Source organism: Tepidiphilus sp. J10, assembly GCF_006980785.1.
GTDB classification, from domain to species: domain Bacteria; phylum Pseudomonadota; class Gammaproteobacteria; order Burkholderiales; family Rhodocyclaceae; genus Tepidiphilus; species Tepidiphilus olei.
Map to the genome: position 1 here is coordinate 632,977 of NZ_SBHP01000001.1, position 22,387 is coordinate 655,363.

Annotated in this window: 21 protein-coding genes; 8 read left to right on the forward strand and 13 right to left on the reverse strand. The window is 65.4% G+C overall.

Annotated elements, in window-relative coordinates:
• Positions 1 to 107: 107 nt before the first annotated feature.
• Both EPD81_RS03120 and adh read right to left on the reverse strand, forming a co-directional pair.
• A complete protein-coding gene (locus EPD81_RS03120; protein WP_142804257.1) occupies positions 108 to 518 on the reverse strand; it encodes a DUF779 domain-containing protein in 411 nt (136 codons plus the stop codon).
• 103 nt (positions 519 to 621) lie between these two features.
• On the reverse strand, positions 622 to 2,142 hold the full coding sequence (gene adh, locus EPD81_RS03125) for an aldehyde dehydrogenase (protein ID WP_142803944.1): 1,521 nt from the start codon (positions 2,140 to 2,142) through the stop codon (positions 622 to 624).
• A gap of 238 nt (positions 2,143 to 2,380) precedes the next feature.
• Between adh and EPD81_RS03130 the strand changes: the two genes are divergently transcribed.
• Positions 2,381 to 4,294: a sigma-54-dependent Fis family transcriptional regulator gene (locus EPD81_RS03130; RefSeq protein ID WP_142803945.1), complete on the forward strand. Its 1,914-nt coding sequence runs from the start codon at positions 2,381 to 2,383 to the stop codon at positions 4,292 to 4,294.
• Here EPD81_RS03130 and EPD81_RS03135 read toward each other — a convergent pair.
• The 5 genes from EPD81_RS03135 to EPD81_RS03155 form a co-directional block, all read right to left on the reverse strand.
• On the reverse strand, positions 4,291 to 5,142 hold the full coding sequence (locus tag EPD81_RS03135; protein ID WP_142803946.1) for a ParB/RepB/Spo0J family partition protein: 852 nt from the start codon (positions 5,140 to 5,142) through the stop codon (positions 4,291 to 4,293). The two genes, EPD81_RS03130 and EPD81_RS03135, sit on opposite strands and share 4 nt — an antisense overlap.
• Complete coding sequence (locus EPD81_RS03140) at positions 5,142 to 5,933, reverse strand: ParA family protein (RefSeq protein ID WP_142803947.1); 792 nt, start codon at positions 5,931 to 5,933, stop codon at positions 5,142 to 5,144. Before EPD81_RS03140 ends, EPD81_RS03135 begins: the two co-directional genes overlap by 1 nt.
• A complete protein-coding gene (rsmG, locus tag EPD81_RS03145; protein ID WP_221929182.1) occupies positions 5,933 to 6,601 on the reverse strand; it encodes a 16S rRNA (guanine(527)-N(7))-methyltransferase RsmG in 669 nt (222 codons plus the stop codon). Before rsmG ends, EPD81_RS03140 begins: the two co-directional genes overlap by 1 nt.
• Positions 6,598 to 8,520 (reverse strand): tRNA uridine-5-carboxymethylaminomethyl(34) synthesis enzyme MnmG, encoded by a 1,923-nt coding sequence (mnmG, locus tag EPD81_RS03150; protein WP_142803948.1) that lies wholly within the window; start codon positions 8,518 to 8,520, stop codon positions 6,598 to 6,600. Before mnmG ends, rsmG begins: the two co-directional genes overlap by 4 nt.
• A gap of 134 nt (positions 8,521 to 8,654) precedes the next feature.
• The gene (locus EPD81_RS03155; protein WP_142803949.1) at positions 8,655 to 9,446 is read right to left on the reverse strand and encodes an alpha/beta fold hydrolase; all 792 of its coding nucleotides are present in this window, start codon (positions 9,444 to 9,446) and stop codon (positions 8,655 to 8,657) included.
• Between the two features lie 124 nt (positions 9,447 to 9,570).
• Between EPD81_RS03155 and EPD81_RS03160 the strand changes: the two genes are divergently transcribed.
• Positions 9,571 to 9,840, forward strand: coding sequence for an HPr family phosphocarrier protein (locus EPD81_RS03160; protein ID WP_142803950.1), 270 nt, complete (start codon positions 9,571 to 9,573; stop codon positions 9,838 to 9,840).
• A gap of 13 nt (positions 9,841 to 9,853) precedes the next feature.
• Positions 9,854 to 11,596 carry a phosphoenolpyruvate--protein phosphotransferase gene (gene ptsP / locus EPD81_RS03165; protein WP_142804259.1) on the forward strand — a complete coding sequence of 581 codons (1,743 nt, stop codon included), beginning with the start codon at positions 9,854 to 9,856 and terminating at the stop codon, positions 11,594 to 11,596.
• Positions 11,597 to 11,601: 5 nt separating this feature from the next.
• Here ptsP and EPD81_RS03170 read toward each other — a convergent pair whose 3' ends face one another.
• Complete coding sequence (locus tag EPD81_RS03170) at positions 11,602 to 12,210, reverse strand: UbiX family flavin prenyltransferase (protein WP_142803951.1); 609 nt, start codon at positions 12,208 to 12,210, stop codon at positions 11,602 to 11,604.
• Between the two features lie 37 nt (positions 12,211 to 12,247).
• Here EPD81_RS03170 and EPD81_RS03175 point away from each other — a divergent pair, with 37 nt between their 5' ends.
• Positions 12,248 to 13,330, forward strand: coding sequence for a C40 family peptidase (locus EPD81_RS03175; RefSeq protein WP_221929184.1), 1,083 nt, complete (start codon positions 12,248 to 12,250; stop codon positions 13,328 to 13,330).
• 73 nt (positions 13,331 to 13,403) lie between these two features.
• On the opposite strand, the gene EPD81_RS03180 is transcribed toward EPD81_RS03175, so the two are convergent.
• The 5 genes from EPD81_RS03180 to EPD81_RS03200 are packed head-to-tail and all read right to left on the reverse strand — an operon-like array spanning position 13,404 to position 16,740.
• Positions 13,404 to 14,123 (reverse strand): uracil-DNA glycosylase family protein, encoded by a 720-nt coding sequence (locus EPD81_RS03180; protein WP_142803952.1) that lies wholly within the window; start codon positions 14,121 to 14,123, stop codon positions 13,404 to 13,406.
• On the reverse strand, positions 14,120 to 14,755 hold the full coding sequence (locus EPD81_RS03185; RefSeq protein ID WP_142803953.1) for an ABC-type transport auxiliary lipoprotein family protein: 636 nt from the start codon (positions 14,753 to 14,755) through the stop codon (positions 14,120 to 14,122). Before EPD81_RS03185 ends, EPD81_RS03180 begins: the two co-directional genes overlap by 4 nt.
• A gap of 4 nt (positions 14,756 to 14,759) precedes the next feature.
• A complete protein-coding gene (locus EPD81_RS03190; RefSeq protein ID WP_142803954.1) occupies positions 14,760 to 15,656 on the reverse strand; it encodes an MlaD family protein in 897 nt (298 codons plus the stop codon).
• A 27-nt stretch (positions 15,657 to 15,683) separates the two neighbouring features.
• Positions 15,684 to 16,403: a dienelactone hydrolase family protein gene (locus EPD81_RS03195; RefSeq protein ID WP_142803955.1), complete on the reverse strand. Its 720-nt coding sequence runs from the start codon at positions 16,401 to 16,403 to the stop codon at positions 15,684 to 15,686.
• A gap of 55 nt (positions 16,404 to 16,458) precedes the next feature.
• The gene (locus EPD81_RS03200; RefSeq protein WP_142803956.1) at positions 16,459 to 16,740 is read right to left on the reverse strand and encodes a hypothetical protein; all 282 of its coding nucleotides are present in this window, start codon (positions 16,738 to 16,740) and stop codon (positions 16,459 to 16,461) included.
• Between the two features lie 131 nt (positions 16,741 to 16,871).
• Between EPD81_RS03200 and EPD81_RS03205 the strand changes: the two genes are divergently transcribed.
• The 4 genes from EPD81_RS03205 to gabD all read left to right on the forward strand — a co-directional run bounded on the left by EPD81_RS03205 (position 16,872) and on the right by gabD (position 22,387).
• The gene (locus EPD81_RS03205) at positions 16,872 to 18,059 is read left to right on the forward strand and encodes an acyl-CoA dehydrogenase (protein WP_142803957.1); all 1,188 of its coding nucleotides are present in this window, start codon (positions 16,872 to 16,874) and stop codon (positions 18,057 to 18,059) included.
• A gap of 17 nt (positions 18,060 to 18,076) precedes the next feature.
• On the forward strand, positions 18,077 to 19,300 hold the full coding sequence (locus EPD81_RS03210; protein WP_142803958.1) for a CaiB/BaiF CoA-transferase family protein: 1,224 nt from the start codon (positions 18,077 to 18,079) through the stop codon (positions 19,298 to 19,300).
• Between the two features lie 337 nt (positions 19,301 to 19,637).
• A complete protein-coding gene (locus tag EPD81_RS03215; protein ID WP_142803959.1) occupies positions 19,638 to 20,915 on the forward strand; it encodes a Glu/Leu/Phe/Val dehydrogenase in 1,278 nt (425 codons plus the stop codon).
• Positions 20,916 to 20,935: 20 nt separating this feature from the next.
• Entirely contained in the window at positions 20,936 to 22,387 is a 1,452-nt protein-coding gene (gene gabD / locus EPD81_RS03220; RefSeq protein WP_221928822.1) for an NADP-dependent succinate-semialdehyde dehydrogenase, read from the forward strand.

Sequence of the window (22,387 nt, forward strand, 5' to 3'; positions counted from 1 at the left end):
TGATGGTGCGATGAACGTTTGTTATCGTATGGGGAAGATACTAGAGGAACTCCGATACGTGGTCAAGAGGGGCAAACGAAATGGGATTTGTTGCAGGGCAACGATACTCACACTTTGCCGGCTGCTTGCAGGGCCGCATATTCCTCATCGCTAAACAGCCGAGAACGCACGAGGAAACGCACTCCTTCGCCGTTTTCCAGGGAGAACATGCCGCCGCGGCCGGGTACCACGTCGATGATGAGCTGGGTATGTTTCCAATAGTCGAACTGCGGCTTGCTGATGTAGAACGGCGCCCCGCCGATCTCGCCGAGCAGGACATCGTTGTCGCCCACGATGAACTCCCCTTGCGGATAACACATGGGGGAAGATCCGTCACAACAGCCGCCGGATTGATGAAACATCACGGGTCCGTACTTCTTCCGGAGTTTTTCGATGAGTTCCAGTGCCGCCGGCGTGGCGATCACCTGGGGCGGTGGTTGCACCGGAGGGTGTTCCTCGGATGCAGTTTGTGCAGACATTTCTGCAGCCATCGTATCCTCCCAGACAGAATCGCCAGGGGGCGTTCCCCTGGCGCCCAGCCCAATCGAACGAAAGGAAGGGGATACCCTTCCCCCATTTCTATCAGAAGAAACCGAGTTTCTTCGGAGAATAGCTCACCAGCAGATTCTTCGTCTGCTGATAGTGATCGAGCATCATCTTGTGGTTCTCACGCCCGATGCCCGACTGCTTGTATCCGCCAAACGCCGCATGCGCCGGATAGAGGTGGTAGCAGTTGGTCCACACCCGTCCGGCCTGGATGCCGCGGCCCATGCGATACGCACGGCTGCCGTCGCGCGTCCACACGCCCGCGCCCAGACCGTAGAGGGTATCGTTGGCGATCGCGAGCGCCTCGGCTTCGTCCTTGAAGGTGGTGACCGCCAGCACGGGGCCGAAGATCTCCTCCTGGAAGATGCGCATCTTGTTGTGCCCTTTGAAGATCGTGGGCTTGACGTAATAGCCGCCGGCGAGCTCACCGGGCAGCTTGGCCTGTTCGCCGCCGATGAGACACTGCGCTCCCTCTTGCTTGCCGATGTCGAGGTAGGAAAGGATCTTCTCCAGCTGCTCGGAGGACGCCTGAGCCCCGATCATCGTCGTCGGATCGAGCGGGTTTCCCTGCTTGATCGCCTTGACGCGCTCGAGCGCACGGGACATGAATTTGTCGTAGATCGACTCCTGGATCAGCGCGCGCGACGGGCAAGTGCACACTTCGCCCTGGTTGAAGGCAAAGAGCACCATCCCTTCGATCGCCTTGTCGAAGAAATCATCGTCGGCCGCGGCGACGTCCTCGAAGAAGATGTTGGGCGATTTGCCGCCGAGCTCGAGCGTGACCGGGATGAGGTTTTGGCTGGCGTACTGCATGATGAGCCGCCCGGTGGTGGTCTCGCCGGTGAAGGCAATCTTGGCGATGCGCGGGCTGGTGGCTAGCGGCTTGCCCGCCTCGAGACCGAAGCCGTTGACGACGTTGACCACACCCGGCGGAATGAGGTCGGCGATGAGCTCCATGAGCACCATGATGCTAGTGGGCGTCTGCTCGGCCGGCTTGAGCACGACGCAGTTTCCGGCTGCGAGCGCCGGGGCGAGCTTCCAGGCTGCCATCAGGATGGGGAAGTTCCAGGGGATGATCTGCCCGACCACGCCCAGCGGCTCGTGGAAATGGTAGGCGACGGTGTTCTCGTCGATCTCGGAGATCGTGCCTTCCTGGGCACGGATACAACCGGCAAAATAGCGGAAGTGGTCGATCGTGAGGGGAATGTCGGCGTTGAGCGTCTCGCGGATCGGCTTGCCGTTATCCACCGTCTCGGCATAGGCGAGTTTTTCCAGGTTCTGCTCGATGCGGTCGGCGATCGCGAGCAATACCTGGGCGCGTTTGGCCGGCGGCGTCTTGCCCCATTTGTCCTTGGCCGCGTGCGCGGCATCGAGCGCGAGCTCGATGTCCTCGGCCGTGGAACGCGCCGCCTGACAGAATACCTTGCCGGTGATGGGGGTGATGTTGTCGAAGTATTGCCCCTTGACCGGCGGCACCCATTTGCCGCCGATGAAGTTGTCGTACTTGGCCTTGAATTGGACCGGGGCGGAAGGATCGCCAGGGAACGGATACGTCATGTGCTCCTCTCCTCTTCATAGAATGAATGATGGACGAACTCCGTGCGCCTCGATCGAGGCGCAGGCATTCAAATAATGCAAGTACCGTGCCAAGCTTTTTCTTATCTTTGATTCAAGAATTTTTTGCTATGCTGTACCAAGAAAGCGTCGCAAAACGAGACACCGATTGTCTCGGTGTCTCGAATCATCGAATGAGAATGAGAACGACGACGCAAACAAGTCCGAAGAGGAACGAGGAATGACGACGCTGACCCCATCTCCCGAAGCGGTCGCACTCGCCCGTAGGACCTTCGCCGAACGGGGAGAGCTCTCTTCACTGCACCTGGCCCCGGAGATCGAGCGCTCCTGGCGCCGTTGTCGTGCGCACGGACTTTCGGTCGAGCGGCACCCTTCGGCCGAGGAAGGCTTGGTCGACCCGTCTCGCCTCACCCTCTCCCGCGAACAGTTGGAAGAGTGGTTGCGTTACGCCCGACCGGTATTCGAGGGCATCTTCGGGGATCTGCAGGCGGGACGCAGCATCCTCGTGCTGGCCGACTCCGAAGGCGTCATCGTCGAGACGACGGGCGACCCGCGCTTTCTCGCCCGAGCCCAACGGGTGCATCTGGCACGCGGCGCGATCTGGCGCGAAGGGGTGCGCGGCACGAACGCGGTGGGCACGGCGATCGCCGAAGGCACGCCGGTCGAAGTACTGGGGCCGGAGCACTATCTGAGCTGCAACGAGTTCCTCGCCTGTACGGCCGCCCCCATCTTCGACGGCACGGGCCGCTTGGCGGCGGTGCTCGACGTCTCCTGCGATTGGCACGACCATCATCCGCACACCCGCGCTTTGGTCAATACCGCGGTTCGCCTCATCGAGAATCACGCCATCGCCGCCCGCCACCGCGGCCTGCGCATCCATCTGCATCGCGACCCCCACGCGCTGGGGGGGTTCGTCGATGACGCCATCGTCTGCGTCTCGGAAGAAGGGCAGGTCGTGGCGGCCAATTCCGCCGCCCGCCGCCTCTTTTCCTTGCAGCAGGAGGAAATCGGCACGCTGCCCATGGAGCGGCTCTTCCGCTGCGCCGCCCCCTCGCCGCGCGGCGACGAACCGGTGTTGCTGTACGATCCGCAGGGCAATCCGCTTTATGCGCGTTTCGAAGGACGTCGCGCGCGCGTCGTGATCCGCCGCACCGATCCTGCACCGGCCAACGATGCCTTGGCCGAGCTCGACACCGGCGACGAGGCGCTGCGCCGGGTCATCGCCCAGGCCCGTCGGGTGCTCGACAAGGACATCCCCATCCTGCTGCGCGGCGAGAGCGGCGTGGGGAAGGAACTCTTCGCCCAGGCCCTCCATCGTAGTTCGCCTCGCCGTGACAAGCCGTTCGTGGCAGTCAATTGCGCCGCGCTGCCCGAGGCGCTCATCGAGGCCGAGCTCTTCGGTTATGCCCCCGGCGCCTACACCGGCGCGCGCCGGGAAGGTAGCCCGGGGCGCATCCGCGAGGCGCACGGCGGCACGCTCTTTCTCGACGAGATCGGCGACATGCCGCTCGCGCTGCAGGGAAGGCTGCTGCGCGTATTGGAGACGAAGGAGGTCGTGCCGCTGGGCGGAAAACCCGTGCGCGTCGAGTTTGCGCTCATCGCGGCCACGCACCGCGACCTGCCGGCCGAGGTCGAGGCGGGGCGATTCCGCGCCGATCTCTACTATCGGCTGGCGGGTCTGACGCTCACCTTGCCGCCGCTGCGCGAGCGCAGCGACCTGCCCGCCCTGGTGGAGCGCATCCTGCACGCCTGCGCGCCGGACCGGGACCTGAGGCTCGCGCCCGAGGTGGCCGCCGCCTTCTCGTCCTACCCTTGGCCGGGCAACGTGCGGGAACTCGCGCAGGCGCTGCGCGTGGCCGCGGCGCTGCTCGACGAGGACGAAGAGGAGATCGGCTGGGAGGCGCTGCCCGAAGGGCTCGCGGCGGCGCTGAAGCGATCGTCCGGAACCACACCGCTCACCTCTGCCCCAGGGGAAGAAGCGTTCGAGCTGGCGGCGCTATCGCGTGCGGCCATCGAGCGGGCGCTGGCCGCCTGCGGCGGCAACCGAACGGCGGCGGCCAAGCGCCTGGGCATCAGCCGCGCCACGCTCTATCGCAAATTGCGCGAGATGGACGGACGGCGCGCCGATCGCTAGGCCCGCACGCCCAGACGTTCGAGCAGCCCTTCGAGCGTGTCGTCGTCACTGAAGGCGATCTCGAGCGTACCGCGCCCGTCGCGGCGGCGCTTGATCACGACCGGCGCGCCGAAGTGCTCTGAAAGCGTTTCTTCCAGCCGCCGCCAGTCGGGGTCTTTCACGTCCTCCGGCTTGGGCGCGGGCGGAACGAGCAGCGCCTGCACGGCGCGTTCGGTCTGGCGCACCGACCAACCCTGCGCCGCGGCGCGCCGCGCGAGCTCCACCTGCTGCGGCACGGCGAGCGCGAGCAGCGCCCGTGCGTGCCCCATCTCCAGGGCACCCTCCATCAGCAGCTCGCGCACCGGCTCGGCCAATTGCAGCAGGCGCAGCAAGTTGGTGACCGCCGAACGGCTACGCCCGACGGCCTCGGCCGCCTGCTGGTGCGTCATGCCGAATTCGTCGATGAGCCGCTGCAAACCCACGGCCTCTTCGATCGGGTTGAGATCCTCGCGCTGGAGGTTCTCGATGAGCGACATCGCCAGCGCCGCCTCGTCCGGAATCTCGCGCACGAGGCAGGGCACTTCCAGCAGCCCGGCCATGCGGGCGGCACGCCAGCGCCGCTCGCCGGCGATGAGCTCATAGCGCTCGCCCACGGGACGCACCAGCAGCGGCTGCATCACGCCCTGGGCACGAATCGAGGCGGCGAGCTCTTCCAGCGCCTGCGGGTCCATGCGCGTGCGTGGTTGGTAGCGGCCGGGATCGATGCGATCGATATCGACATGACACAACGTCTCCTGCGCCGTCGAAACCGGTGCACCCAGCAGCGCGTCCAGTCCGCGACCCAGACCCTTGCGCTTGCCCGCCGCCATCAGTGCGCCTCCGCAAGCGGGGCTGACACGCCCAGGCGCCGTTCCAGCTCGGCGGCGAATTCGAGGTAGGCGAGCGCGCCTCGCGCGCGGGGATCGAACACGACTCCGGGCATGCCGTGGCTCGGCGCCTCGGCCAGGCGCACGTTGCGCGGGATCACCGTCGTGAAGACTTTCTCGCCGAAATGACGCTGCACTTCTTCCGAGACCTGCTGCTGCAGCGTCACACGCGGATCGAACATCACCCGCAGGAGCCCGACGATGCGCAAGTCCCGGTTGAGGTTCGCATGCACCCGCTTGATGGTGTTGGCCAGATCCGACAAGCCCTCCAGCGCATAGTATTCGCATTGCATTGGAATGATCACGCCGTGGGCGCAGGTGAGCGCGTTGAGCGTGAGCAGCGACAGCGACGGCGGACAGTCGATGAGCACGAAATCGTAGGCGGCAGGGGCGGCGGCGAGCGCGTCACGCAGACGGAATTCGCGTCGCGGCAAGTCGACGAGCTCCACTTCGGCCCCGGCCAGTTCCCGATTGGCGGGCAGCACGTCGTAGCCGCCGGATTCGGAGCGCAACGTTGCCTCTTCCAAGCCCGACAGCCCCACCAGCACCTGATAGACGGAGCGCTCGAGCGTGCGCTTGTCGATGCCGCTGCCCATGGTGGCGTTGCCCTGCGGGTCGAGGTCGACGAGCAGCACGCGGTGCCCCCGCCGGGCGAGCGCCGCGGCAAGGTTGACGCTGGTCGTGGTCTTGCCGACCCCGCCCTTTTGGTTGGCGATGCAAAACACGTGGCCCATCAGCGAAATTCCCCGATCACGAGATGGCGCGCCTCGGCAAGCCCCGGTACCTCCAGCGGAACGACTCGTGTCACCACGTCCACCGGCAAGCCGGCGAGTTCGTCGCGGTGGCGCGGCCCTTTCATGGCATACCAGTGCCCACCCGGCGACAGGAGGTGGCGGGTGAGCGCGACGAACTCATCGAAGCGCGCGAATGCTCGCGAGATGATACCCGAGATCGGCGCCGGCGGCCGCCAGCGCTCGACCCGTTCGTGCCAGGGATGGAATCCTTTCAGCCCCAATTCGATCGCCGCCTGGCGCTGGAAGGCGACTTTTTTCGCCACCGCGTCGAGCGAATGCACGACGAGCGGACTTTCCTCGGCCTGCGCCACGAGGGCAAGCACAAGCCCCGGCAGCCCTGCGCCGGAGCCGACGTCGACGAGCACCCGTTCCTGCCGCACCCAGGGCCAGACGGCGAGCGCGTCGAGCAGGTGGTGGGTGACGACTTCGTCGAGCCGCGCGATCGCCGTGAGGTTGTAGACGCGGTTCCACTTCACGAGCAGCCCGGCGTAGCGCCACAGCGCATCCAGCGTCGCCGCGGGCAAGGAAAGCCCGAGCGCAGCGACGCCTTCTTCGAGCAGGGCGCGCGCCGCGGCCTCGTCCAGCGGCGCAGGAGCGCGAGGGCTCACTCGGCGCCCTCCGGCGCCACTTCGGTCTGGGGCGCGGATTCGCCGCGGCGCAGCCACACGAGCAAAATGGCGATCGCCGCCGGGGTCACGCCTTGGATGCGGCTCGCCTGCCCCAAAGTTTCCGGCGCGTGCTGGGCAAGTTTCTGCTGGATCTCGCGCGACAGCCCCGGGATGCGGGAATAATCGATCCCCGGCGGAATGCGGACTGCCTCGGCGGCCTTGAGCCGCTCGACCTCGGTGTGCTGGCGCGCGAGGTAACCGTGATACTTGGCAGCGATTTCGAGCTGCTCGATCACCGCAGGGTCGCATTCGGGCAGATCCGGCGCGCCGGGCAAGGTCATGAGTTCCTCGTAGCGCACCCCCGGACGGCGCAGCAGATCGAAGAAGCTCGCTTCGCGCTCGAGCGGCGCGCCCAGCACCTGGGCAAACGCCTGCACCTCTTCGGCCGAGAGCCGGGCCGGCACGACCCGCTGTGCCTGCAGGCGCGCCGTCTCGCGCTCGATCGCCTCGCGTTTGCGGCAGAACGCCGTCCAGCGCAGATCATCGACCAGGCCCAGGCGACGCCCGATCCCGGTGAGCCGCAGATCGGCGTTGTCCTCGCGCAACTGCAAGCGGAACTCGGCGCGCGAGGTGAACATGCGGTAAGGTTCGCTCACGCCCTTGGTGACGAGATCATCGACGAGCACGCCGAGATAGGCTTCGTCGCGCCGCGGCCACCACGGCTCGTGCCCGAGGGCAAAGCGGGCGGCGTTGACCCCGGCGAGCAAACCCTGCGCCGCCGCTTCTTCGTAGCCGGTGGTGCCGTTGATCTGGCCGGCAAAGAAAAGCCCGTGGAAGTGCTTGGTCTCGAGGCTGTGCTTGAGGTGGCGCGGATCGTAGTAGTCGTATTCGATGGCGTAGCCGGGGCGCAGCACGTGCACCCGCTCCAGCCCCGGGATGGTGCGCAACATCTCGAGCTGCACGTCGAAAGGCAGCGACGTGGACACGCCGTTGGGATAGATCTCGTTCGTCTCCAGCCCCTCGGGTTCGAGGAAGACGTTGTGCCCGTCCTTGTCGGCGAAGCGGTGGATCTTGTCCTCGATCGAGGGACAGTAGCGCGGCCCCACCCCCTCGATCACGCCGGAGTACATGGGCGAGCGGTCGAGGTTGCGGCGGATGATCTCGTGCGTGCGCGCGTTGGTGCGCGTGATCCAGCAGGGCCGCTGCGGCGGATGCAGGGCGCGCGAGCCGAGAAAGCTGAACACCGGCTCGGGATCGTCGCCCGGCTGCACGGTGCAGCGGGAGAAGTCGATGGTGCGCGCATCGAGCCGCGGCGGCGTGCCGGTTTTCAGGCGCCCCTTGGGCAGCCCCAGCTCGGCGAGCCGCTGCGCCAGCGACACGGAAGCCGGATCGCCCGCCCGGCCGGCCGTGTAGCGCGACAGGCCCACGTGCACGAGGCCGTTCAGGAACGTGCCGGTGGTGAGCACCACCGCCGGGGCCTCGAAACGGATACCGAGTTGCGTCACCACCCCCTGCACGCGATCGCCCTGCACCAGCAGGTCGTCGACCGCCTGCTGGAAGAGCCACAAATTGGGCTGGTTCTCCAGGCGCTTACGGATCGCCTTGCGGTAGAGCACGCGATCGGCCTGGGCGCGGGTGGCGCGCACCGCCGGCCCCTTGCTCGCATTGAGGATGCGGAACTGGATGCCGGCTTCGTCCGTGGCGAGCGCCATCGCCCCGCCCAAGGCGTCGACTTCCTTGACGAGATGCCCCTTGCCGATGCCGCCGATGGAGGGGTTGCAGCTCATCTGCCCCAGGGTGTCGAGGTTGTGGGTCAGCAGCAGCGTGCGCGCGCCAGCGCGCGCCGCGGCCAAGGCCGCTTCGGTCCCGGCGTGGCCGCCGCCGACGACGATGACGTCGAAGCGTTCGGGAAAGATCATGGGCGTGCGATGATCGAGGAAAACTTTTCATTATAGGCGTTTTCGACGCCAAAGAACAGCAAAGGGTTCAGTGTCCGCCGCGGGCGAAGAGCCCCGCTTACAGCCTGCTCAACCACACCCAGCAGGCCCGCCGTTCATGCACGCTTTTCGACGAGCTCGTCGAGCTCGTCGAGGAACCGGGCGATCTCCGCGATCAATGCATCGGGCCGTTCCCGATGCGGGCTGTGGCCACACTGCGGCAATACCACCATCTTCCCACGGGGCGCCCCTAGGGCGATTTTCTCGATCTGGGACAAGGTCGCGTATTCGTCCCGATCACCCTGCACTGCCAGCACCGGACAGGCGATCTTCGGGATCTCCGCCTCGATGTTCCACGCGCGAAACGCGGCAGAGAGCCAAGTATCACGCCACTCGGCGAATACACGTTGCGGATCGGGCTGATGCCGCGCCAGGCGCTGCGGCCAGTCGGTCGTATGCCACAGCCGGTCGGCCGCTTCGATTCCGGCGATCGCCTCCGGTTCCACCTCGACGTGCGGCGCGATCAGCACCGCCGCTTCTGGCTGGGGCGCCATACCGGAAGCGGCGTGGAGGAGAGCGATCGAAGCCCCGTCGCTGTGCCCCACGAGCACCGGGCGCTCGATCTCCAGCGCTTCCAGCACTCGCGGCAACCAATGCCAAGCCTCGCGGTGCAAGTAATCCAAACCGCGCGGACGACCTTCTCGCCCACTGCGCCCATAACCCTGTCGTGAATAGGCCATCACGGGACGGCGCAGAGCGTCCGCGAGGCGCTGCGGGAAATCCCGCCAGATCGACACCGATCCCAGAGCTTCATGCAACAACACGACGGGCGAGGACTCCGCGGCTGCCTCCCGCGGCCGCCACCATTCGTATTCCAGATTGATTCCGTCGATGTCGACGAACGCCATGATTTCCTTTCACCCCATTGAGTTCATGTAGTCTAGCATCACCCCGATTCTGGTGGAAAAAGGAGCGTTTTTCCGTCGCATTCGTTAGAATGAGACCAATTCCTTTTCCGACATCACCACCACCATGCCCAAAGCCGAAGTCGAAATCATCAACAAGCTCGGACTGCACGCGCGGGCCTCGGCCAAGCTCACCGAGCTCGCCAGCCAGTTCCCCTGTCAGATCTGGATCAGTCGTAGCGGGCGACGGGTCAACGCCAAGAGCATCATGGGCGTGATGATGCTCGCTGCCGCCAAAGGTAGCAAGGTCGAGATCGAGACCGAGGGCGAACGTGCCGACGAAGCCCTGCAGGCCATCGTCGAGCTCATCCGCAACCGATTCGGCGAAGGGGAGTAAACGCTTGAGCGGCATCTCGTTCGCGCTGCACGGGCTCGCCGTCTCGAGCGGCATCGCCATCGGCCGGGCGCATCTCGTCTCACACGCCCTGCTCGAAGTCAGCCATTACGAGATCCCCGACAGTCGGGTCGAGGACGAATGCGCCCGCCTGCGCACCGCCGCCGCTGCGATCAAGGCCGAACTCGCCGCGCTCAAAGGCACCACCGCCGCGAGCCAAGCCTCGGCCGAACTGAACGCCTTTCTCGACCTGCAAGCGATGATGCTCGACGACCCGCTGCTCGTCGAAGCCGCCTGCGAGCGTGTGCGCCAGCAGCACATCAACGCCGAGTGGGCGCTCACCCAGCAGCTCGACACGCTGCTCGAGCAATTCGACGCCATCGAAGACCCTTACCTGCGCGAGCGGCGTGCCGACGTCATTCAACTCGTCGAGCGGCTCCTCAAGGAACTGCTGGGGCTCGCGCGCCCGCCGAAACCGCGGCGCGACGACCTGCCGACCGTCGTCGTGGCGCACGACCTCTCACCGGCCGACACCATCGGTTTTCGCGGACAGCACATCGCGGGCTTTCTCACCGACGTCGGTGGCCCCACCTCGCACACCGCCATCGTCGCGCGTAGCCTGCAACTGCCCGCGGTGGTGGGCGTGCGGCTCGCACGCTCGCTCCTCGAAGAAGACGATCTCGTCATCATCGACGGAGCGCGCGGCGTCGCCATCGTCAACCCTCATCCCAGCATCGTCGAGGAATACCGCCTGCGCAAAGCCGAGCTGGAGATCTCGCGCACGCGGCTCGCACGTCTCAAGGACGCCCCGACCGTCACGCTCGATGGCACGCCAATCGAGCTCCTGTGCAACATCGAGACGCCGCGCGACCTCGACCTCGTGCACCGCGTCAACGCCGACGGCATCGGGCTCTATCGCACCGAATTCCTTTTTCTCGATCGGCTCGATCGACCGAGCGAAGACGAGCAATACGAAGCCTACCGCGACGTACTCAAGAGCATGAAAGGCAAGCCGGTCACCATCCGCACTTTCGATCTGGGTGGCGACAAGGATTTCGAGCCAAACGCCCCGCGCGTGCAGCCCAATCCCGCCCTGGGGCTGCGAGCCATCCGCTATTGCCTCGCCGATCCCACGTTTTTCCTCACCCAGCTGCGGGCGTTGCTGCGCGCTTCGGTGCACGGCAAACTCAAGATCCTATTGCCCATGGTGGCGCACGCCCACGAGATCGACCAGACGCTGCAGCTGCTTGCCCGCGCCAAGGAACAGCTGCAGCGCGAGGGGAAGAAATTCGCCGAAGACGTCGAACTCGGCGCCATGGTCGAAATCCCGGCCGCGGCGCTCGCGCCCGGCATCTTCCTCAAGCGCGTGCAATTCCTTTCGATCGGCACCAACGATCTCATCCAGTACACCTTGGCCATCGACCGGCAGGATGACGCCGTGGCCGATCTCTACGATCCACTGCACCCCGCCGTGCTGCGTCTCATCGCCGGCACCCTCCAATTCGGCATCAAGAACGGATTGCCTGTATCCTTGTGCGGGGAGCTCGCCGGCCACGCCGAATACACCTGGCTCTTCCTCGGTATGGGATTGCGGCAATTTTCCATGCATCCGGAGCGGGTGCTCAGCGTAAAGCAGCGGCTACTGCGCGCCGACCTCGCCGACCTCGCCCCCAAGGTACAGCGCCTGCTCAAGCTCGATGAGCCGGCACGGCTGCGTGAGGCGTTCGAAAAACTCAATGCCGCGGCGACCTCTGCCTGAAACGCCTATCCTTCGCCGCCCGTCCATTCCGCCCACGGCGCCGGCGCCACGCCGAAGATCGAAGCCACCCGCATCGCGATCTGCTGCACCAGCCGCTGCGGCGTGAGCTCCCCCAGGTAGAACGCCGGCACGGGCGGGACGATCACTGCGCCCGCCTCGGTCACCGTCGTCATGTTGCGCAAATGGATGAGGCTCAAGGGGGTCTCACGTGGCACCAGGACCAAGCGCCGGCGCTCTTTGAGCGTCACGTCGGCCGCCCGTGCGATCAGGGTGTCCCCTAGACCGTGCGCGATCGCCGCCAAGGTGTTCATCGAGCAAGGGATCACCACCATGCCGAGCGTGACGAACGAGCCCGAGGCGATCGGCGCGCCGATGTTCTTGTTCGCGTGCAGCGCATCGGCGTGCACCGCGAACGCCTCGCGCCCGACGCCGAGCTCGTACCGAGCGGTACGCAACGCCGCCGCCGATACCACCACGTGCAATTCCCAGTCGGTGACCTCGCGCAACCAACGCAACAGCTCGAGCGCCAGGATGCTGCCCGAGGCACCGGTCACCGCCACCACCAGTCGCGACGGGGATCGAGCGAGGTTTGCATCGCCTGCATTTCGTTGCATAATTGACAATTATCCTTTTTCCGGTCGGAGGTGTGTCATGCCCACACCAGTCTCCCACTGTCCGTGGCGACCGATTCTCCTGGCAATGATGCTCGGTCTGCTGAGTGCTTGCACCCTCACCCAGCAGGCAGTACGGTCCGATTCCTCCCGATATGCCCTCACCCGCAGCGACCCGTCCCTCGTGAGCGACGAAGACACTGACGAAGCAGAGGATGCGCTCGACGTCTTCCTGACCGCACCGATCTACCGCAGCCCCGACTATACCCTCCGAGCGGAGGTCAAACCCAGTCGAATGACGAGGGCTTTGGAGACCGCACTCTCCTTGCAGGGCACCCCCTACCGCATGGGAGGCAACGACCCCGACGAGGGGCTCGATTGCAGCGGTTTCGTCAAATACTCTTTTTCCAGCATCGGCATCGAGCTGCCTCGCACCTCAAGCGAAATGTATCATGCCACCGAACGGGTCTCACGCAACGAACTGCAGCCCGGAGATCTGCTCTTCTTCAAGACCGGTAGACGCAGCCGTTCGATCAACCATGTCGCCATCTACCTCGGCAACGGGCGCTTCATCCATGCCCCACGCAGTGGCCGCAACGTCTCCATCGATACCCTCGAACGAGGCTACTGGCGCGAGCGATTCGTCGCGGGAGGACGAATCGAAGGCTTGAATGCCGAACCACTAGAATTTTCACGGCAAGAGAAAGAAAAAACGGCTGAACCGTCCTCCACGGAAGAAACCGCCCTCCTCGAGACGGCTGCAGCAGTGGGCGCGCCCGCCATGGCCGCCAGCCTCGCCCCGAAAAACCCGGGCGCAAAAACCACTCCGGCCACAGCCAAAGCAACCTCCCGCAAGCCCGCGAACGCCACGCGCAACGCCAAAACGAACAGGACGAAAACCCCGGTAGCGAAGACGCGCACCCCCCCGGCCACCACCCGGGCAGCGAGCCGCTCTCCCGCTTCCTCGCCATCCGGCCAAGTTCAAGGGCAAACGGGGAAAGTGGCGAACACGGCGAAAAGCACGCCTGACACGAAACCGCAGACCCAAGCAAAAGCCAACAGTCCCGTCACTACCGTGTCTCAGCCGCAGCCCATGGGGCGGGTGGCACAAAACGATCGATGAACTCGCCCACGAAAGCTCGTGCTCCGGACACCCGGATCCACGGCAGGTTTTCCGTGGCTTCTTCAGCGTCTCCCTAAGCCCACACCCCTTGCTCGATGAGCATCGCGCGAGCTTGCTCGGCCCAGCCGCGATTGGCCGCCGGACTCGCCGGGCTCGGATGCAAGATGCGAGCGATGCGAACCGACTCGATCGTCGCGAGCGCCTGGCGCGCCCGCTGCTCCGCCCACGCCCCGACCCCGATCACCCATCGTGGCTGCAAGACCGCGACCACCTCGCGTAGGTGGGCGTCACACATGGAGAGCAAGGACGCCCGCGCCTCGGAGGGTAATTTGTCGGGCGTGAGGTTGCGCGTACCGGCGAAGAAGGCGAGCGGACAGTAATTCGCCACGAAGTGCTCGGCAAAAAAGGCTGCAGCGGTACCGAATCGCGCACGAAAGAACCCCCACAGACGCGCTCCGGAAACTTCGGATCGACGACAGGACCACCCCTCGATCGGGCGTTGCGGATGCTCCCGGACCGGGCGGTCGATGGGCGCATCCAGGCCCAGCCACTCGCGTACCGCTGCGACCTCCCCGAAAGGTACTCCTGTTTGCACCATGCCGAATGGTCCGGGATTCATCCCCAAGAAAAGGACCCGTTTCGGCCCCTCGCCATAGCGGTGCAGGTATTGCTCATGCACCGCCCAAGCGTAGTCGAGCGGAGCATAGACATGTGTCACCGGCAGATCAAACCCGAGTGTCGCGGTTCGCTCACGGAGACGACGCGCTGCTGCCACCAGCGCCTCGGCGCTCATCGCTCCACCTCCGCCGCCCAACGCGCGACCTCCGCACTCACGCGCGCGAGCGCTTCGCCGAGCGCGAGCACGGCTCCTTCGGCGTCGGGGCTGGGTACGGAAACCGTCGCGCCAAAGCGCCGACTCGCCAGTACCTTCCCGTCGCTGGCCTGCACCCAGCGCGCCCGCAGTGCCACTTCCGCTTCACCGTAAGGGGCAGGTCCAACCGGCGGCACCCGTTCTTCCATGAGATCGACGTCGACGGCGAGCCGTCGATCGGCCGGTAAGCGCGCCTGCGGCGGCAGCACCACGCGGAATGCGCCGCTTTCTTCGAGATGACGCGTCAAGCTCGCCGCCACTGCCTCCTGCGGCGGCTCCGCCCAGCGGCTGAGCGTGTAATACTCCATGCGCAGCGGCTCGCGCCGATAGGCGATGCGCTCACCGGCAAAAGCCGGCGCCACCCAGGGCGTACTCACCTGAACCGTCAGCGGCAGCGACTGCGAAGCGCCGTGCACTGCGCCCGATCCCGCCGCACGGGCCGCCGCTTCCAGCGACAGCCGCGCCGGTGCCTGTGCAGGCCCCTGAGGCCCCACTGCACAAGCACCCACCGTCAGGCTCGTGCCCAGAATCAGCAAAACCGCCCTTGCGCCCATCGTGTCATTCCCCTGGTCCAGGCCGCTCCGGGGGATCACCCCACAGCAAACGTTGCGGCCGCTCTTCGAGCGAAGCGCTCAAACGCTCCAACCGCATCAAGGAGGATTCCAGCCGTTGCAGCGCAGCCACCGCCTCAGGCTGCACCCTGCGACGCGCCGCCTGCAGCTCCTCCTGCGCCGTCACGGTAGCCTCGCGCAGTGCCGCGGCCGTTTGCTGCAGTTCTCCCAAGAGCGCCTGCGCCTCGTTCAACGTCCGCCGCCCGTCGACGGCTAGCTCCGGCATCTGCGCCGCGGCTCGTTCGAAGGAGGCGGCCAATGCGTCGATGCGTTTCTCCTGGGCGGCGAGCGCGGCCATGAAACGGCGCGCGTCGGCCATGGTTGCCGTCAAATTGGCCAGATTTTCGTCGGAGAGCAGTTTCTGCAGCTGCCGCATCACGCCCTCTACCTGTTCCAGATTCTGCGAGAGGGTCACGTCCAAGCGCCGCATCAGCGATGGTGCAGACTGGATCACCGCCGGGCGCCCGTCCGGCCCGGGCAACAGCGGAGGCGATTCGGCGGATCCACCCGAGAGCTCGATGTACGACAGGCCCGTCAACCCTTGGCTGGCGATCGTCGCCTTGGTATCGACCTTGACTGGCGTGCCTTCGACGATCTCCAAATCGATGGCCACCTGCTCGGCATCGAACAGGCGCACCGACGACACTCGCCCCACCACCACACCGCGATAGCGCACGAAACTGCCGCGGTTGACGCCGGTCACCGATTCGGTCGTCAGCACCCGGTAGGGCAGATAGCGGCGGGTATCGACGTCGGCGCCAAGCCACAGGCCTAAACCGGCCAGGGCCGTGAGCGCCACGATGACGAACACGCCGACGATCACATAAGGGACGCGCGATTCCATCGTCTGGTCAGCGCCGCGGCGCACGCCTCATGCGAAGATCTCGTGCAGGAACTCGCGCAGGATCGCCCACGAGCGCGCATCGGCTTTGGGATTATAAACAGTCCCAAAGGACGGATCGTTTGCCTCGGGCAGGGTGAAGGCGTGCATGGTGTTGCCGAAGGCGTGCAGCTGCCAGTCGGCGCCGGCTTCCGTCATTTCCTTGGCGAAGTCCACCACCATGTTCGGCGGCACCATGGGATCGTCCCAACCGTGCAGCGCGAGCACCTTGGCCTTGATCTTCTTGCCCGCGGTGTTGCCCGGCGGCGTGAAGAGGCCGTGGAAGCTCGCCACCCCGCGCACGTCGGCTCCGCTGCGCGCCAGATCGAGCACCGTGAGCCCACCGAAGCAGAAACCGATCGCCGCGATCCGGTCGGCATCGACTTCGGGCTGGGCACGCAGGGTCTCGATCGCCTTGGCGATACGCCCCTGCAGCTTCGCACGATCCTCGATGAAGGGCGTCATCAGCTTCGCGTTCTCTTCCTTGCTCGTGCCGAGCACCCCTTTGCCGTACATATCGATGGCAAAGCCGACGTAGCCCTGCATCGCGAGCTGACGCGCTTTTTCACACTCGAATGCGGTACGTCCGGCCCAGGCATGCGCCACGGCCACGGCCGGACGCCTGCCCGTAATCGCATCGTCCCACGCCAGGAAGCCTTCGAGCGTAGTGCCCTCGTGTGTGTATTCCACCAAACGCGTGCGTATCGTCATCTCGTTCCTCCTCTGGGCAGGAAATCCTTGCGGGCCAAATAACCCTCGATATATGTTAGCACCGCCCTCCCCTGCTGACCACCGCTGCGTCTCGGACCGATTCACGGCTGCGCCCTGCCTCGGCCACCAACCATTGACGAAATGCTGCCAGCGCTTGGCGTTCGGCCTTGCGCTCGGGCACGATCAGGTAATAAGCGCGGCGGCTCACGAAGCTGCGATTGCAGGGAATCATCAGCTCTCCGGTGGCGGGCTCCAGCGTGCCCGCCCCCTGGTCGGACATCACCGCCAAGGTATCGCGCTCCAGCGCCTCGAGCCGCAGCACCATCGTCAAAGGCATTCGCTTGAGCATCCCCTACCCTCACGCAATGAGCACAACACACCGGTCGATGCATAAAAAGCGCTTGTCGGCGGGAGATTCCCTTTATACCATACCAAAACATCACACCCGACCCGCCAAAGGAGAACCTCATGTCCACTCACCGCCCCACTTTCGACTGGCAAGATCCGCTGCTGCTCGACGCCCAGCTCACCGAAACGGAACGCCTCGTACGCGACACGGCTCATGATTACGCCCAAGAAAAACTCATGCCGCGAGTCCGCGACGCCTTTCGCCACGAAAAAATCGACCCGACGATCTTCCGTGAAATGGGCGAGCTGGGCCTGCTCGGCCCGACCATCCCTGAAGAATACGGTGGTGCGGGGCTCAACTACGTCGCCTATGGGCTCATCGCCCGCGAGATCGAATACGTCGACTCGGGCTACCGTTCGATGATGAGCGTGCAGAGTTCGCTCGTGATGGTCCCCATCCACGAATTCGGCACTGAATCGCAAAAGCGCAAGTACCTGCCCAAACTCGCCCGCGGCGAATGGATCGGCTGTTTCGGGCTCACCGAGCCCAACCACGGCTCCGACCCGGGGGGGATGGAGAGCCGGGCGCGCCGCGTCGACGGCGGTTATCTGCTGTCGGGCAACAAGATGTGGATCACCAACAGCCCCATCGCCGACGTCTTCGTCGTCTGGGCCAAAGACGACGAGGGACAGATCCGCGGGTTCATCCTGGAGAAAGGCTGGAAAGGGCTCTCGGCACCGATCATCCACGGCAAGGTGGGGCTTCGCGCCTCGATCACCGGCGAAATCGTCATGGACGAGGTCTTCGTGCCCGAGGAAAACGTCTTCCCCGAAGTCCGCGGCCTCAAGGGCCCCTTCACCTGCCTGAACTCCGCCCGTTTCGGCATCGCTTGGGGTGCGCTGGGCGCGGCCCAGGCCTGCTACGAAACCGCCCGCAACTACGTGCTCGAACGCAAGCAGTTCGGCCGGCCGCTCGCCGCCAACCAGCTCATCCAGAAAAAGCTCGCCGACATGTGCACCGAGATCGCCCTCGGGCTGCAGACGGTGCTGCGCATCGGGCGGATGAAGGACGAAGGCATCGCGGCCGTCGAACTCACTTCCATCGTCAAACGCAATTCCTGCGGCAAGGCGCTCGACATCGCCCGCACCGCCCGCGACATGCTCGGTGGCAACGGCATCAGCGACGAATACTGCGTGGCGCGCCACCTCGTCAACCTCGAAGTGGTCAATACCTACGAGGGCACGCACGACATCCACGCCCTCATCCTCGGCCGTGCCATCACCGGCATCGCCGCCTTTGCCAACTGAGCCAGGGAATCGCGACGATGGACCTGGCCCTCTCCCACCTGCGCGTACTCGATCTCTCGCGCGTGCTGGCCGGCCCCTGGGCGAGCCAGCTGCTCGCCGATCTGGGTGCCGACGTCATCAAGATCGAAAAGCCCGGCAGCGGCGACGACACCCGTACCTGGGGGCCGCCGTGGTGGAAGGGAACCGGTGAAGACGAGGAAAAAGTAGCCGCCTACTTCCTGTGCGCGAACCGCAACAAACGCTCGCTCACCGTCGATCTCACCCGCCCCGAAGGCCAGGAGATCATACGGCGCCTGGTCGAAGAGGCCGACGTCGTCATCGAAAATTTCAAGGTGGGGACGCTGGCGCGCTACGGCCTGGATTACGCCAACCTCTCGGCGCGCAACCCCCGGCTCGTGTATTGCTCCATCACCGGTTTCGGCCAGACCGGTCCCTATGCGCCCCGGGCGGGATACGATTTCCTCATCCAGGGCATGGGCGGCCTCATGAGCATCACGGGCCGGCCCGACCACGAACCCGGCGGCGGGCCGATGAAGGTGGGCGTGGCGCTCACCGACATCCTCACCGGCCTCTACGCCGCCAATGCCATCCTCGCCGCGCTTGCCTGGCGCGAACGCAGCGGCCGCGGCCAATACATCGACATGGCACTCCTCGACGTGCAGGTCGCCTGCCTCGCCAACCAGGCGCTCAACTACCTCACCACCAGCCAGGATCCTCCCCGGCTGGGCAACGCCCACCCCAACATCGTCCCCTACCAGGATTTCCCCACCGCCGACGGCTGGATGATCCTGGCGATCGGCAACGATGGTCAATTCGCCCGTTTCTGTGCCGAAGCAGGGGTGCCGGAGCTCGCCGCCGACCCGCGCTATGCCACCAACCCGGCGCGCGTCGCCCACCGCGCCGAGCTCATCCCGCGCCTGCAGGAGCTCACCCGCACGCGCAGCACCGATGCCTGGATCGCCGCCCTGGAGCGGGCCGGAGTCCCCTGCGGCCCCATCAATCCCCTCTCCCGGGTCTTCGCCGACCCCCAGGTACGCGCCCGCGGCATGGCGCTGCGCCTGCCCCACGAGCGGCTGGGCGAGGTACCCCAGGTCGCCAACCCCATGCGCCTGTCGGCCACGCCCCCAGCCTACCGCGGTGCTCCACCGCTCCTGGGTGAGCACACCGCCGAAGTGCTGCGCGAGGTGCTCGGGATGGACGAGGCCGAAATATCGTCGCTGCAGGCCAAAGGCATCGTGTGAACGGCGAGCGGCTTTGCAATTTTTGCTCCCATTACCTACACTGATGCGACCGCGACTTCACGAACGCAAGGGCGAAGCAGAAAAGCTACCGCAACAGAAACACCATTCACACGGAAGGGGCGCCGCGCAAAACCCTCCTTGGCGTTTACCGCCGGGCCGGGCGCCTCGAGTGCCGTATGCAAATTCAATATCATATGGGTAAGCACGCATGTGAGCCCTGGAAAATGCCGCCATGCAGTCGCGCAGTCGCTCATTCGGAGCATCCGACTAACGCTCCGCAGTAGGCACCAAAATCCCACAAGGACTGGTTTGCGCCCCGTTCTCACGAGGAACCATCATGACGAACTCCCTCCCCTCCTACCTCGATCGCTCCCACCTCGGCCCTTGGGAAGTCTTCCTCGAACAGGTCGACCGCGTGCACCCTCACCTCGGCGAACTGGGCTACTGGATCGAAACCCTCAAACGACCCAAGCGTATCCTCATCGTCGACATCCCGGTGAAGATGGACGACGGTTCGATCCGGCACTTCGAAGGCTACCGCGTCCACCACAACACCTCGCGCGGGCCCGGCAAGGGCGGGGTGCGCTATCACCAGGACGTCACGCTCTCCGAGGTGATGGCGCTCGCCGGCTGGATGACGATCAAGAACGCCGTGATCGGTCTTCCTTTCGGGGGAGCCAAGGGAGGGGTACGGGTCGATCCCCGCACCCTGACCCGGGGTGAACTGGAGCGCCTCACTCGCCGCTACACCAGCGAGATCGGCGTACTCATCGGCCCGGACAAGGACATCCCTGCGCCGGACGTCAACACCAACGAGCAGATCATGGCCTGGATGATGGATACCTACTCCATCAACCAGGGGCGGACGGTGATGGGTGTGGTCACCGGCAAGCCGGTCAGCCTCGGTGGCAGCCTGGGCCGGCGCGAAGCCACCGGTCGCGGCGTCTTCATCGTCGGGCGCAGCGCGGCGCGCAAACTCGGCCTGGATCTGGCTGGCGCTCGTGTCACCATCCAGGGCTACGGCAACGTCGGGGCTACCGCCGCCCGTTGTTTCGCCTCGGCCGGCGCAAAAATCGTCGCCCTGCAAGACGTCACCGGCACGATCCACAACGGTGACGGCATCGACCTCGACGCCCTGCAGCACTGGCTCGACGGCGGGGGTACCCTGGGGCGGTTCCCGGGGGCCACGACGATCGCGAACGAAGACCTCTGGTCGGTCGAAACGGACATCCTCGTTCCGGCCGCCCTCGAAGGCCAGATCGACCGGCACAACGCCATGGACATCAAGGCGCGGCTCATCCTCGAAGGCGCCAACGGCCCCACCACGCCCGAAGCCGACGACATCCTCACCTCCCGCGGGGTGACCATCGTGCCCGACGTACTCACCAATGCCGGCGGGGTCACGGTGAGCTATTTCGAGTGGGTGCAGGATTTCTCCAGTTTCTTCTGGACCGAGCAGGAGATCAACGAACGGCTCGAGCGCATCCTCAGCGAAGCCTTCGAGGCCGTATGGAAAGCCGCGCAAGAACACCGCGTGACGCTGCGCACCGCCGCCTATATCCTCGCCTGCCGGCGCGTGCTCGAGGCACGGCAGCTGCGCGGCATTTATCCCTAACTGCACTGAAGGTAATCCTCATGAATCTCAAAGACCCTTCCCTCTTCCGTACCCAAGCCTACATCGACGGGCGCTGGGTCGATGCCGACGACGGTGCCGTGCTCACCGTACGCAACCCCGCCGATGGCAGCGTGCTCGGTACCGTGCCCAAGATGGGCGCTACCGAGACGCGCCGCGCGATCGAGGCGGCCAACGCCGCCTGGCCGGCCTGGCGCGCCCTCACCGCCGGGGCGCGCGCCCGCATCCTGCGCCGCTGGTTCGACCTCATCGTCGAAAACCAGGAAGACTTGGCCCTGATCATGACCTCGGAGCAGGGCAAACCTTTGACCGAGGCACGCGGCGAAGTGCTCTATGCCGCTTCCTTCATCGAGTGGTTCGCCGAAGAGGGCAAGCGCATCTACGGTGACGTCATTCCGCCGCATCAGACCGACAAGCGCATCGTCGTCACCAAGGAGCCGATCGGTGTGTGCGGCGCGATCACCCCCTGGAATTTCCCCTCTGCCATGATCACCCGCAAGGCTGGGCCGGCACTCGCCGCCGGCTGCCCCATGGTGCTCAAGCCCGCGAGCCAAACCCCGTACTCGGCCCTGGCGCTGGCGGTGCTCGCCGAACGAGCCGGCGTACCGGCAGGCGTGTTCAACGTCGTCACCGGTTCGGCCACGGCCATCGGCGGTGAGCTCACCGCCAATCCCACCGTGCGCAAGCTCTCGTTTACCGGCTCCACCGAGATCGGCATCAAGCTCATGGCGCAGTGCGCCCCCACCCTGAAAAAACTTTCGCTCGAACTCGGTGGCAATGCGCCATTCATCGTCTTCGACGATGCCGATCTCGACGCCGCCGTGCAGGGGGCTCTCGCCTCGAAATACCGCAACACGGGCCAGACCTGCGTGTGCGCGAACCGTCTGCTCGTGCAAGACGGCGTCTATGAGCGTTTCGCCACCAAGCTCGCCGAGGCCGTCTCCCGGCTCAAGGTCGGCCCGGGGCTCGCCGAAGGCACCAACCAGGGGCCCCTGATCGACGAGAACGCCGTGCGCAAGGTCGAGGAGCACATCGCCGACGCCGTGAGCAAAGGGGCACGCATCGTGCTTGGCGGCAAGCGCCATCCCCTGGGCGGGACCTTTTTCGAGCCCACCATCCTTGCCGACGTCACGCCCGAGATGAAAGTGGCACGCGAAGAGACCTTCGGTCCGGTAGCGCCGCTCTTCCGTTTCCACACCGAAGAAGAAGCCATTCGCATGGCCAACGATACCGAGTATGGACTAGCCGCCTATTTCTACACCGAATCCTCGAGCCGCGTCTGGCGCGTGGGCGAGGCGCTCGAATACGGCATCGTCGGCATCAACACGGGCATCATCTCCACCGAGGTCGCTCCTTTCGGCGGCATGAAGTTCTCCGGCATGGGGCGCGAGGGCTCCAAATACGGCATCGAGGAATATATAGAGATCAAGTACATGTGCATCGGCGGCATCTGA

Coding starts and splice junctions, on each gene's coding strand:
- adh (WP_142803944.1), bottom strand. CDS start 2,142: ATGACGTATCCGTTCCCTGGCGATCCTTCCGCCCCGGTCCAATTCAAG.
- mnmG (WP_142803948.1), bottom strand. CDS start 8,520: ATGATCTTTCCCGAACGCTTCGACGTCATCGTCGTCGGCGGCGGCCAC.
- EPD81_RS03205 (WP_142803957.1), top strand. CDS start 16,872: ATGTCCACTCACCGCCCCACTTTCGACTGGCAAGATCCGCTGCTGCTC.
- EPD81_RS03185 (WP_142803953.1), bottom strand. CDS start 14,755: ATGGGCGCAAGGGCGGTTTTGCTGATTCTGGGCACGAGCCTGACGGTG.
- EPD81_RS03200 (WP_142803956.1), bottom strand. CDS start 16,740: ATGCCTTTGACGATGGTGCTGCGGCTCGAGGCGCTGGAGCGCGATACC.
- EPD81_RS03135 (WP_142803946.1), bottom strand. CDS start 5,142: ATGGCGGCGGGCAAGCGCAAGGGTCTGGGTCGCGGACTGGACGCGCTG.
- EPD81_RS03180 (WP_142803952.1), bottom strand. CDS start 14,123: ATGAGCGCCGAGGCGCTGGTGGCAGCAGCGCGTCGTCTCCGTGAGCGA.
- EPD81_RS03140 (WP_142803947.1), bottom strand. CDS start 5,933: ATGGGCCACGTGTTTTGCATCGCCAACCAAAAGGGCGGGGTCGGCAAG.
- EPD81_RS03120 (WP_142804257.1), bottom strand. CDS start 518: ATGTCTGCACAAACTGCATCCGAGGAACACCCTCCGGTGCAACCACCG.
- gabD (WP_221928822.1), top strand. CDS start 20,936: ATGAATCTCAAAGACCCTTCCCTCTTCCGTACCCAAGCCTACATCGAC.
- EPD81_RS03170 (WP_142803951.1), bottom strand. CDS start 12,210: ATGCAACGAAATGCAGGCGATGCAAACCTCGCTCGATCCCCGTCGCGA.
- EPD81_RS03155 (WP_142803949.1), bottom strand. CDS start 9,446: ATGGCGTTCGTCGACATCGACGGAATCAATCTGGAATACGAATGGTGG.
- EPD81_RS03130 (WP_142803945.1), top strand. CDS start 2,381: ATGACGACGCTGACCCCATCTCCCGAAGCGGTCGCACTCGCCCGTAGG.
- EPD81_RS03195 (WP_142803955.1), bottom strand. CDS start 16,403: ATGACGATACGCACGCGTTTGGTGGAATACACACACGAGGGCACTACG.
- EPD81_RS03160 (WP_142803950.1), top strand. CDS start 9,571: ATGCCCAAAGCCGAAGTCGAAATCATCAACAAGCTCGGACTGCACGCG.
- EPD81_RS03215 (WP_142803959.1), top strand. CDS start 19,638: ATGACGAACTCCCTCCCCTCCTACCTCGATCGCTCCCACCTCGGCCCT.
- EPD81_RS03210 (WP_142803958.1), top strand. CDS start 18,077: ATGGACCTGGCCCTCTCCCACCTGCGCGTACTCGATCTCTCGCGCGTG.
- EPD81_RS03175 (WP_221929184.1), top strand. CDS start 12,248: ATGCCCACACCAGTCTCCCACTGTCCGTGGCGACCGATTCTCCTGGCA.
- EPD81_RS03190 (WP_142803954.1), bottom strand. CDS start 15,656: ATGGAATCGCGCGTCCCTTATGTGATCGTCGGCGTGTTCGTCATCGTG.